Source organism: Allgaiera indica, assembly GCF_900106675.1.
Lineage (GTDB): Bacteria > Pseudomonadota > Alphaproteobacteria > Rhodobacterales > Rhodobacteraceae > Acidimangrovimonas > Acidimangrovimonas indica.
This window is the reverse complement of sequence record NZ_FNOB01000029.1, coordinates 1-11,367: the sequence shown is the minus strand read 5'-3', so window position 1 is coordinate 11,367 and position 11,367 is coordinate 1. Positions and strand designations below refer to the sequence as shown.

General features: G+C 66.7%; 10 protein-coding genes and 1 pseudogene. 2 read left to right on the top strand and 9 right to left on the bottom strand.

Annotated elements, in window-relative coordinates; genetic code table 11:
- Positions 1-47: 47 nt before the first annotated feature.
- From htpX to BLV97_RS18170, 3 genes are all read right to left on the bottom strand, one after another.
- Positions 48-944 carry a zinc metalloprotease HtpX gene (gene htpX / locus BLV97_RS18180; protein ID WP_035839088.1) on the bottom strand — a complete coding sequence of 299 codons (897 nt, stop codon included), beginning with the start codon at positions 942-944 and terminating at the stop codon, positions 48-50.
- 133 nt (positions 945-1,077) lie between these two features.
- Positions 1,078-2,388 carry an ammonium transporter gene (locus tag BLV97_RS18175; protein ID WP_035839085.1) on the bottom strand — a complete coding sequence of 437 codons (1,311 nt, stop codon included), beginning with the start codon at positions 2,386-2,388 and terminating at the stop codon, positions 1,078-1,080.
- Between the two features lie 29 nt (positions 2,389-2,417).
- Entirely contained in the window at positions 2,418-2,756 is a 339-nt protein-coding gene (locus tag BLV97_RS18170) for a P-II family nitrogen regulator (protein ID WP_035839081.1), read from the bottom strand.
- Between the two features lie 534 nt (positions 2,757-3,290).
- Between BLV97_RS18170 and BLV97_RS18165 the strand changes: the two genes are divergently transcribed.
- The gene (locus tag BLV97_RS18165) at positions 3,291-5,330 is read left to right on the top strand and encodes a transglycosylase domain-containing protein (RefSeq protein WP_051645889.1); all 2,040 of its coding nucleotides are present in this window, start codon (positions 3,291-3,293) and stop codon (positions 5,328-5,330) included.
- Between the two features lie 222 nt (positions 5,331-5,552).
- On the opposite strand, the gene BLV97_RS18160 is transcribed toward BLV97_RS18165, so the two are convergent.
- From BLV97_RS18160 to BLV97_RS18140, 5 genes are all read right to left on the bottom strand, one after another.
- Complete coding sequence (locus BLV97_RS18160) at positions 5,553-6,233, bottom strand: ABC transporter ATP-binding protein (protein ID WP_035839078.1); 681 nt, start codon at positions 6,231-6,233, stop codon at positions 5,553-5,555.
- Positions 6,226-7,512 carry a lipoprotein-releasing ABC transporter permease subunit gene (locus tag BLV97_RS18155; RefSeq protein ID WP_035839076.1) on the bottom strand — a complete coding sequence of 429 codons (1,287 nt, stop codon included), beginning with the start codon at positions 7,510-7,512 and terminating at the stop codon, positions 6,226-6,228. Before BLV97_RS18155 ends, BLV97_RS18160 begins: the two co-directional genes overlap by 8 nt.
- Positions 7,513-7,766: 254 nt before the next feature.
- Positions 7,767-9,101, bottom strand: coding sequence for a proline--tRNA ligase (proS, locus tag BLV97_RS18150; protein ID WP_035839073.1), 1,335 nt, complete (start codon positions 9,099-9,101; stop codon positions 7,767-7,769).
- A gap of 88 nt (positions 9,102-9,189) precedes the next feature.
- Positions 9,190-9,690, bottom strand: a complete 501-nt coding sequence (locus BLV97_RS18145; protein ID WP_244521067.1) for a methylated-DNA--[protein]-cysteine S-methyltransferase — start codon at positions 9,688-9,690, stop codon at positions 9,190-9,192.
- A complete protein-coding gene (locus BLV97_RS18140) occupies positions 9,687-10,559 on the bottom strand; it encodes a LysR family transcriptional regulator (protein WP_035839062.1) in 873 nt (290 codons plus the stop codon). The genes BLV97_RS18145 and BLV97_RS18140 overlap by 4 nt, the downstream gene beginning before the upstream one ends.
- Before the next feature lie 106 nt (positions 10,560-10,665).
- Between BLV97_RS18140 and BLV97_RS18135 the strand changes: the two genes are divergently transcribed.
- Complete coding sequence (locus tag BLV97_RS18135) at positions 10,666-10,884, top strand: hypothetical protein (protein ID WP_035839060.1); 219 nt, start codon at positions 10,666-10,668, stop codon at positions 10,882-10,884.
- A 76-nt stretch (positions 10,885-10,960) separates the two neighbouring features.
- On the opposite strand, the pseudogene BLV97_RS18130 reads toward BLV97_RS18135, so the two are convergent.
- A pseudogene (locus BLV97_RS18130) lies at positions 10,961-11,263 on the bottom strand (transposase); the annotation flags it as partial.
- Positions 11,264-11,367 lie beyond the last annotated feature (104 nt).

Genomic DNA, 11,367 nt, shown 5'->3' with positions numbered 1-11,367 from the left:
GGCGTGCGGGCAAGCGCGCGCCGGACCCTAGGCAGCCGCAGCCGCGGTCAGCCCCAGGGCCCGCGCGGCGTGCTCTGCTGCGGCCGGGCGCGCGGCGCGTCGGTCCGGCCCATCCGGGCGGCCTGTTCGCGCAGCGCCGCGACCCGGTTCTCGGTGGCCGGATGGGTCGAGAACAGCCGGTCCCTCGGCAACGCGTGAAGCGGGTTGATGATGAACATGTGCGCCGTCGCCGGGTGGCGTTCGGCCGTATCGTTGACGCTGGCGCCCGCGAACGCCTCGATCCTGTGCAGCGCCGAAGCCAGCCATAGTGGGTTGCCGCAGATCTCGCCGCCCTCTCGGTCGGCCTCGTATTCGCGGGCGCGACTGATCGCCATCTGCACCAGACCCGCCGCCAGCGGCGCCAGGATCATCATCGCGAGCGATCCGATCAGCCCCGTGTTGTTGCGATCGGTGCGAAACCAGAAGGCAAAGTTCGCCAGCATTGAGATCGCCCCCGCGAAGGTCGCGGTCACCGTCATCGTCAGCGTGTCGCGGTGCTTGATATGCGCCAGTTCATGCGCCAGCACACCGGCCAGTTCCTCTCGGCTCAGGCTTTGCAGCAGCCCGCGCGAGGCGGCGACGGCGGCGTGTTCGGGCGAGCGGCCGGTGGCGAAGGCGTTGGGCTGGGCGGTCTCGATCACATAGACCCGCGGCATCGGCAGGCCGGCCTTGCGCGACAGCTGCTGCACCAGGCCGTAAAGCTCTGGCGCGGTGCGCGAATTCACCTCCTGCGCGTTGTGCATCCGCAGGACCATCTGGTCGGAATTCCACCAGGTGAAGACGTTCATCGCCGCCGCGACCGCCAGGGCGATCAACGCGCCGGTCGTGCCGCCGATCAGGGCGCCGAGGCCCATGAACAGCGCGGTCAGCGCCGCCATCAGGATACCGGTCTTCAGGGTCGCCATCGTGTCCTCTTTCGTTGCCGGCAAGATATGGCGATTGCGCGGCGCGCACTCAAGAGGTCGGATCGGGCGCGCGCGGCGGAAATGAAAACGGCGGGGCAATGCCCCGCCGTTTCCGTCCGGTCCGAGGATCGGATCAGTAGTGATAGGCCACTTCGCCATGCGAGGTGATGTCGAGCCCCTCGCGTTCGCTGTCGACGTCCACGCGAATGCCGAAGACCGCGTCCGCGATCTTGTAGAAGATGAACGACCCCACGCCCGACCAGATCAGCGTGGTGACCACGGCCACGACCTGAACCATGAGCTGGCCACCCATCGTCTGGCCCGCGGCATAGCCCACACCGCCCAACGAGGCGGCGGCGAAGATGCCGGTGAGCAGCGCGCCGACGATGCCGCCGATGCAGTGCACGCCGAAGACATCCAGGCTGTCGTCATAGCCGAATTTCGATTTCACCACGGTGACGAAGAAGAAGCAGATCGGCGACACGACCAGCCCCAGGATCAGGCCGCCGATCGGGCCGACGAAGCCGCAGGCCGGGGTGATCGCGACCAGCCCCGCGACGATGCCCGAGGCGGCGCCCAGCATCGAGGCCTTGCCGCGCACCAGCGCCTCGGTCGCCGACCACGACAGCAGCGCCGCGCCGGTGGCGATGAAGGTGTTGATCATCGCAAGACCCGCGGTGCCGTTCGCGCCCAACGCCGAGCCGGCGTTGAAGCCGAACCAGCCGACCCACAGGATCGAGGCGCCGATCATCGTCATGGTCATCGAATGCGGCGCCATGTTCTCCTTGCCGAAGCCGATGCGCTTGCCGATCACCAGGCAGCCGACGAAGCCCGCGATACCTGCGTTGATATGCACCACGGTGCCGCCGGCGAAATCCATCGCGCCCATCGCAAAGAACAGCCCGTCGCCGCCCCAGACCATGTGCGCGATCGGGAAGTAGACGAAGGTGACCCAGAGGCCGACGAACAGCATCAGGCCCGACAGCTTCACGCGCTCGACGATAGCGCCGATGATCAGCGCGGGAGTGATCACCGCAAAGGTCATCTGGAACACGAAGAACACATATTCGGGGATCGTGCCCGACAGCGAATCCAGCGTCACGCCATGCAAAAAGGCCTTGCCCAGCCCGCCCCAATAGGGCGCCAGCGCGCCCGTGGTCTCGCCGAAGGCCACCGAATAGCCGTAGAGCGTCCACAGCACCATCACCAGGCCGGTGATCAGCGCGCATTGCATCAGCACGCTCAGCATGTTCTTGGTGCGCACCAGCCCGCCATAGAACAGCGCCAGCCCCGGCAGCGTCATGAACAGCACCAGCGCCGATGAGGTCATCATCCAGGCGGTATCGCCCGCGTTCAGCTTGGGCGCGTCGGCCGCAAAGGCAGGCAGGGCCATCAGCGCCGTCGTCAGCGCCGCCAGGCCCAGGGTTTTCTTCGTGTTCGCCATATCTGTCTCTCTTCCCTAGAACCGCCGCGTCAAAGCGCGTCTTCGTTGGTTTCGCCCGTCCGCACGCGCACTGCCGATGCCACGTCGAGAACGAAAATCTTGCCGTCGCCGATCTTGTCGGTCTTGGCGGTTGTCTGGATGGTTTCGACCACCTGATCGGCCAGCCCTTCGGACACGACGATCTCAAGCTTGACCTTGGGGACGAAATTCACCGCGTATTCGGCGCCGCGGTAGATTTCCGTGTGGCCCGATTGCGATCCGAATCCCTTGATTTCCGTCACCATCATGCCGCGCACGCCGATGGTGGTCAGCGCCTCACGGACCTCCTCGAGCTTGAACGGCTTGATTGCAGCAATGATCAGTTTCACTGTCGTTTTCCCTTCCGGTTTTTGGCGGTTGGCAGCTTGCCAGAGGAAGCCCACGCCGAAAGAAGGCCGCTTTCGCAGCGGTGGAACAAGCCGAAGAGCACTCGCTGTGCCGGATCAGGTTGCTGGTTTTGCACAATTTTTGCACAAATATGATGAGATGTACGTTTTTTGGGCGAAAATGAATCGCCTGCGGGACTGGTCGAGTCTTCGCTTTCCGGACATGGCGGGGTAAATTGGCGCCAAGGGGGTCCCAAGATCCCGGAGCAGTGAACAGGATCAAGGCGCGGCCCCCGGCTGTGCGATCAGGCAGGTCAGAACATGAGCGCAACTTCCAATCGCCCACCCCTGGTGGCTGAGCGGCGCCCCGTCGCGCAGAAACGCGGCCCCACATCCACGCCCAGACGCGGCACCAAGACCGCACCGCGCCGCGGCGGCGGAGGCGGAGGCGGCGGCGCAGGCGGCGGATCGAAGCCGCCGCGCCGGCGGCCACCGCGGCGGCCTTCGGGCGGGGGTGGTCGTGGTGGCGGCATCCTGATGGTGCCGGTACGGCTGATCCGCGCGATCCTGCGCGGGATCTGGGCGATCGGCTGGCGGCTGGGCGTGGTGGTGGCGATCGTGATCGCGCTGGCCACGGCATACTATGTGGTCAAGCTGCCGCCGGCGCAGAAGCTGCTTGACGGGCGTTCGCGCGGGTCGGTGACCATGATCGACGACCAGGGCAACACCTTCGCCTGGCGCGGCCTGACCTATGATCAGATCTCGGCCAAGAACGTCTCGCCCTATCTGCGCGACGCGGTGGTGGCGACCGAGGACAAGCGCTTCTGGCATGATTTCGGCATTTCGCCGCGCGGCATCCTGGGCGCGATGCTGATCAACATCCGTGACGGGCGCGGCCCGTTCGAGGGCCATGGCGGATCGACCATCACCCAGCAGGTCTCCAAGCTGCTGTGCCTGGGCCAGCCGTTCGATCCGTCGAAATGGAAGAACGAGAAGGCCTATCAGGACGATTGCCGCCGCTCGACCATCTGGCGCAAGATCCAGGAGGTGCCCTATTCCTTCGCGCTGGAATGGAAATACACCAAGGACCAGATCCTGACGATCTACCTCAACCGCGCCTATCTGGGCGCCGGCGCCAGCGGTTTCGAGGCTGCCTCGCAGCGCTATTTCGGGATTTCCGCGAAGAAATTGGACCCGGCGCAGGCGGCGATGCTGGCGGGGCTGCTGAAGGCGCCGTCCTATTACGCGCCGACCAGCCACCTCAAGCGGGCGCAGGAACGGGCCGATGTGGTGCTCGACCTGATGACCCAGCAGGGCTATCTGACGCTGGCCCAGGAGGCCCAGGCCAAGGCCCATCCCGCGACCTTGTCGACCGCCGCCGAAAGCCGGGCGGGCGGATATTTCGCCGATTGGGTGATGGACAGCCTGCCCAGCTTCCTGTCGTCGCAGACCACCGAGGACGTGACTATCAAGACGACGATGGATCCGCAGATCCAGAAGGCGGCCGAAAGCGCGGTGTCCGAGGTTCTGGACAAGAAGCTGAAGAAGGGTTCCAAGGTTCAGGTCGCCGTCGTGGTTATGTCCCCCGACGGGGCGGTGCGGGCCATGGTCGGCGGGCGAAAGGTCGAGCCGCCCGGCGGCTTCAACCGCGCGGTCCAGGCTGAACGGCAGACCGGATCGGCCTTCAAGCCCTTCGTCTATGCCGTGGCGATGGATGAGGGCTATTCGCCGGCGGATTATGTCGAGGACACGCCGCTGACGGTGCATCGCCCGGGGTCTCCGCCCTGGTCGCCGAAGAATTACGAGCGCAATTACGAGGGCCTGGTGACGCTGACCACGGCGCTGAAGAAATCGCTGAACGTGCCGGCGGTGCGGGTGGCGATCGCGGTCGGGCTGGACAAGGTGCGCGAGGTCGCGAAAGAGCTGGGCCTGACCACCGAACTGGCCCAGGGGCCCGCGGTCGCGCTGGGGGTGTCGAACGCGACGCTGCTGGACATGACGGGCGCCTATGCGGGGATCCTGAACCTCGGCCAGGCGGTGAAGCCCTATGGCATGGTTTCGCTCAGCCTGCGCGGCGACAACACGCCGCTGATGGGACAGACGGGCGGGGCGGGCCAGCAGGTGATCAAGCCCGACGCGGCCAAATCGCTGATCTACATGATGAATCAGGTCGTCGAAAGCGGCACCGGCCGTAACGCCAAGCTGCCCGACCGGGAAGCCGCGGGCAAGACCGGCACCTCGCAGAACGAGCGCGACGCCTGGTTCATCGGCTTCACGTCGAACTATGTGGCCGGGATCTGGATCGGGAATGACGACAATTCCCCGATGCGTGGGCATTACACCGGCGGCACCCTTCCGGCCGAGATCTGGCACGCGATCATGATGAAGATCGACAAGGAAAAGAACGCGCCCGTCATCCCGCTGCCGATGGCCGAACCCACCCCGCGATTGCCGCCGAAGGTGGATGCCAACGGCAATGCCGGCGTCGGCGGCAACGCGGGCGAGGATCGCGGCGGCAATATTGCGCAGAAGATCCTCAGCGACGTGTCGCGGCTGTTTGGCGGGAACCGGCGTTAAGGTGGCTGCCCGGGGGGGGGGGCTGTGAGCCCCCCCAAGCCGCGAACGCCCGGTAGGCGCCCTCAGGCGCGGGGTGCGCGCCTGTCTGGCCCGATGGGCGAGCGCTTCGAAAGGACCGATCGCGCGGCCGGTCTCGCGCGGTACCTGCCGCCTTGAATGGCGCCGCCCACGGTGCCGGGTGCGCAACCCATGGGCAGGCGCGCGCGTTGCTCGGGCTGTGCCCTAGCCCTCGATCCGGCCCGTGTCGAGGCGCAACACGCGGTCCATCCGGGCGGCCAGTTCCATGTTGTGGGTGGCGATCAGCGCGGCCAGGCCGGTGCCGCGCACCAGCGCCATCAGCGCGCCGAACACCTGATCCGAGGTGTCGGGGTCAAGGTTCCCCGTCGGCTCGTCCGCCAGCAGAAGCGCCGGCGCATTGGCCAGCGCCCGGCAGAAGGCCACGCGCTGCTGCTCGCCCCCTGACAGGGCGGCGGGGCGGTGATCGGCGCGCGGCAGAACGCCCACGGTGTCCAGCAATTCGCGCGCGCGGGTCTCGGCGGCGGCGCGGCCCGCGCCATTGGCCAACTGCGGCAGCACGATGTTTTCCAGCGCGCTGAATTCCGGCAGCAGGTGGTGGAACTGGTAGATAAAGCCCACCTCGGCCCGGCGCACCTCGGTGCGGCCACGGTCGCCCAGGCTGGTCATGTCGCGCCCGCCGATCCGCACCGCGCCCGCGTCGGGCGTGTCCAGAAGCCCCGCGATATGCAGCAGCGTCGACTTGCCGGCGCCCGAGGGCGCGACCATCGCCACCACCTCGCCCCGCCGCAGCCGCAGCGAGGCGCCGCGCAGCACCGCCACCTCGCCCGGGGTGCCCTTGTTGTAGGTCTTCTCGATCGCGTCGAGTTCCAGCACGACCTCATTCATAGCGCAGCGCCTCCACCGGGTTCATCCGCGCCGCGCGCCGGGCGGGAAAGATCGTGATGATGAACGACAGCGACAGCGACAGCGAGGCCGCCTTCACCACATCGGGCCACTCCAGCTTTGCCGGAAGCTGATAGAGGCCATAGATCTCGGGGTTCCAGACGCCGCCGCCGGCGACGTAATTCACCAAAGAGAAGATCGGGTTGATGTAGATCGCGAACAGGCAGCCCAGGATCACCCCCAAAGCCGTGCCCGCGATGCCGGTCGAGGCGCCGCAGATGAAGAACACCCGCAGGACAGACCCCTCGGTCAGCCCCATGGTGCGCAGGATGCCGATGTCGCGGCCCTTGTTCTTGACCAGCATGATCAGCCCCGACACGATGTTCATAGAGGCGATCAGCACCAGGATCGACAGGATCACGAACATCACGTTGTCCTCGACCGTCAGCGCCTTGAGGAAGGCGCCGGAACTGTCCTTCCAGGTCCAAAGCTGGACCGGCTCCACCGCCGCCTTGCGGATCGCGGGTTCCATCTGCGCGACCTGTTCGGGATGTTTGACCATCACCTCGATCTGGTCGGCCACGCCGTCGCGGTTGAAGAAGTCCTGCGCCATCTTGAACGGCATGTAGATCCGCGTCTGGTCGATGTCGTAGCGCCCGGCGGTGAAGATGTATTCCACCTTGTAGGCATTGACGCGCGGGGTCACGCCGAAGGGTGTCTTGGCGCCCTCGGGCGAGATCAGCTTGACCGTGTCGCCGGGTACCAGCCCCAGATCCTGCGCGATGCCCGATCCGATCGCGATTCCCTTGGGGAAGTTCGCCAGATCGCCCATGTGTTTCTGCGGATGGTCGATCAGCGGGATCTTCTTGAGATCGTCGAAGTGGATCCCGTAGACCTGCACCCCGGTGTTGCGCCCGTTCGCGGCGGCCATGACCTGCCCGTAGATCAGGGGCGAGGTCGAGGTCACCCCCGGCACCTTGGCGATGCGCCGGGCCATGGCTTCGTAATCGGTGATCTCGCGCACCAGCCGGCCCTCGGGCCCTTCGTGTACCACGGGAAAGACCGCGACATGGGCGTTGGCGCCCAGGATGGTATCGACGAATTGCGCACGATACCCCGAGCGCACCGCCAGCGTCGCGACCAGGGCAAAAACCGCCAGCGTGATGCCGATCAGGCTGATCCAGGTCATTACGCTGACCCCGCCCTCGGCGCGGCGGGCGCGCAGGTAGCGCCAGGCGATCATCCATTCAAAGGCGGCGAAGGGGCGGGTTCGGTTGGCCACGGCTGCTCCTGTACCTCTGTACCTCGGGCGTCGGGTCCGCCCCGTCTATCCTGTCGATGGGGCCAAGAGAAGCCCCGCCGGACATTGCCCCCGGCCGGGGCTTCAAAGCACAACGGGGACAGCGGCGCCAGCCCCCCGGGCCGGCAGGCCCGGCCCCCCGCGGATCCGGCGTGACAACGCAAAGGCCCCGCCCGCCGGTTCCCTGCCATCTTGGCCGCGCGGCCCCATGCGCGCGGCGGCCGGCCGGGGCGTGGTCAGAACCCCGCGTAGATCTCGGCCAGCCGCGCGACGGCGGCGTCGGGGCTCAACTCTTCGCTGTCGCCGGTCGCGCGGCGGGTCAGTTCGACCTTGCCTTCCTTCAGGCCGCGCGGCCCGACGGTGATGCGCCAGGGCAGTCCGATCAGATCCATGGTGGCGAATTTCGCACCCGCCCGTTCCTCGGTGTCGTCATAGAGCGGATCCAGGCCCTTCTTCCGCAGCCCCGCATAAAGTGCCTCGCAGGCCGCGTCGGTGGCGGTGTCGCCCTGCTTGAGGTTGACGATGCCGCAATGGAAGGGGGTCACGCCCTCGGGCCAGATGATGCCGCGGTCGTCGTGGCTGGCCTCGATGATTGCGCCGACCAGACGCGAGACGCCGATGCCATGGCTGCCCATATGCACCGCGACCTCGCCGTCGGGGGTGTTGACCTTGGCGCCCATCGGTTCCGAATACTTGGTGCCGAAGTAGAAGATCTGCCCCACCTCGATCCCGCGGCTGGTCTTCTGCCGTTCCGCCGGGATCTTGTGGAACAGGGCGACATCGTGGGTCTCGTCGGTGCGGGCGTAGGGGGTGGTCCATTCCTCGACGATCTTCGCCAGGGCCGCGCGGTCCTGGAAATCGACCTCGCGGTCGCCGAACTTCAGATCGGTGATGGCCGCGTCGTAGAACACCTCCGATTCACCCGTCGAGGCGAGCACCAGGAATTCATGCGTGTCGTCGCCGCCGATCGGGCCGCTGTCGGCGCGCATCGGGATCGCCTGCAGGCCCATGCGTTCATAGGTGCGCAGGTAGCTGACCATGTGGCGGTTGTAGGCATGCATCGCGTCCTCGTAGCTGAGGTCGAAATTGTAGCCGTCCTTCATCAGGAACTCGCGCCCGCGCATCACGCCGAACCGGGGGCGGACCTCGTCGCGGAATTTCCACTGGATCTGATACAGCGTCATCGGCAGCTGCTTGTAGCTTTCGACATGGGCGCGGAAGATGTCGGTGATCATTTCTTCGTTCGTGGGCCCGAACAGCATGTCGCGGTCGTGCCGGTCCCGGATGCGCAGCATCTCGGGGCCATAGGCGTCATAGCGCCCGGATTCGCGCCACAGGTCGGCGGGCTGCATGGTGGGCATCAGCACCGGGATATGGCCGGCGCGCTGCTGTTCCTCATGCACGATGCGTTCGATGTTGCGCAGCACCCGCAGGCCCAGCGGCAGCCACGAATAGATACCGGCCTGCTGTTGCTTGATCATGCCGGCGCGCAGCATGTAGCGGTGGCTGACGATCTGGGCGTCGGCGGGGTTTTCCTTGAGGACGGGCAGGAAGTAGCGAGACAGACGCATCGGGAACCTCTGGAGTGGCTTGCCCGCGTTCCTAGCGGGCCGAAGGGGCGCAGGCAAGCCGCCTGCGCAGCGCGCGCGGGGGGGCGGCCTAAATCAGCAGACCCGCGGCGCCTTCCAGCCGCAACAGCGCCACTTTCGTCTCGACGCCGACCCCGCCCGAGAAGCCGCCCAGGCCCCGTGCGCCCAGCACCCGGTGGCAGGGGATCAGGATCGGGATCGGATTGGCGCCGCAGGCCTGGCCGATGGCCTGGGCGCTGACCCCCATTTCCTTCGCGATCTCGCCATAGCTGCGTGTCCTACCGTGGGGGATCGCGCACAACACGGCATAGAAGCGCTGCTGAAAGGAGTTGCCGCGCGGCGCCAGCGGCAGATCGAACACCTGCCGCGCGCCAGTGAAATACTGCCCCAGCTGGCGCCCGGCCTCGGCCAGCAGCCGGGCCTCCGCCCCCGCCGTCGCGTCGGCCTCCGCCCCGGTTCCGGGGCGTGCCGAAATCCCCGCCGCGACCCAGCGCAACCCGGTGATCGCGCCGCCGTCCGCATGCAGTTCCACCGCGCCCGTGGGCGTGCCGATCATCGCCGCGAAGCTCATGCCGTGCCCCCCTGCGCGGTCAGCGGGCGAAAGGCCGCGCGCAGCATCTCGGCCATGCCGGCGACCGCCTCGGATGCGCCGCCTCCGGGGGCGCGATGCAAGACGATCGCGGTGGCGTCGATCGGCGGAAATCCGTCCTCGGCGGTCAGTTCCCGGCAGCCCTCGGGCAGCGCCGACCGCGCCAGGGGCGCCACGGCAAGACCGGCCCGCACCGCCTGCTCCATCCCGCCAGCCGTGTCGCATTCCCAAGCCACGCGGTAGCGGATCCCCTGGCGCCGCAACGAGCCTTCGGCGTAATCCCGGCACCAGTCCGACCGGAAGAACGCCGCGATCGGCAGCGGCCGGCGCAGATGCTGGCCATGCACCGCCGAAGTCACCCAGACCGTCGGATCGACCCCCAGCACCTCTCCGGGTCCCTCTTGCCCCGAGGCGAAGGTCACCGCCAGATCGATCGCGCCGTCGGCCAGCGCGGCAAGCTGCGGCGCGGAATAATCGACCCGCACGCTCACCTCGACACCGGGATGACGCGCCGCGAAAGCCGCCAGCGCCGCGGGCAGCAGACGTTCGCTGTATTCTTCAGGGATCCCCACGCGCACGGGGCCGGCAAGCGGGCGTTCGCGCAGCGCCTGGCCTGCCTCGGCCAGCAGATCGACCACCCGCCGCGCATAGGGCAGAAGCTGCGCGCCGCGCTCGGTCAGCACCACCCCGCGCGGCAGGCGCTCGAACAATGGCTGGCCCAGCACCTCTTCCAGCCGGCGGATCTGCATGCTGACGGCCGATTGCGTCCGCCCCAGCCGCGCCGCGCCACGGGTGACGCTGCCTGCTTCGGCCACCGCCAGAAAGCCACGCATCAGATCACTGTCGAGCATCGGTGTCTTGACCTATCAATTCAGTAGATATCCAACATAAGAACTATTCTCTTGTATGATGACAGCATGGGGCGGAAACTGCCCTCGGTCCACCCCGAAGGTTGCCATGCTTTTCCGTTTCCCCCGTGTGCTGCTGGCGCGCTGGCTGGCGCTCCATGCCCGGCGCCGGTCGATGTCCTTTCTTCTGAGCCGCACCGATGACCGGCTGATCGAGGATATCGGGCTGACGCGCGAGGATCTGCGCCATCTGCTCGGCACGGCCAGGCGCGCGCCGCCGGCGGCATGCGAAAGGGCGGCCCGCAGACCGGCCCTTTGCAGAAAATGATGCAAGAAAATTAGCCATGTCTTGAATGGACTTGCCCGGTTTTGGTGGAGAGCGTTTAGCTCGCTTCTCGTGCCCTGCGCTCGAATGCGATGGGGCTCAGGAAGCCGAGCGATGAGTACCGCCTGACGGGGTTATAGAACCCGTCGATGTATCTGGCGATGGCGGTTTTGGCTTGCTGGCGCGTTTGCCAGGCGACCGGCCAGATCAGCTCCGACTTGATGGTCTTGAAGAATGTGAGGAGGATCAGAAAGCAGTCCAATGGACTGTTTTCCCGACGTAAAGCCATCGAGTTGTCGTAGCAGTTCCCCTTGCCGCTCATCGAGATCAGGATGCTGCGCTTTCGAAGCTCGGCCTGATAGTCGACGGAGCAGTATTGGGCGGATTCAAGCGGTCGTCGCAACACCTTCTATCATATCCTGTTTGAGCAGCCGGTCGAGAGCCTCTGCCGGTGTTTGCCAGCCCAGCGTTTTTCTGGGGCGCGTG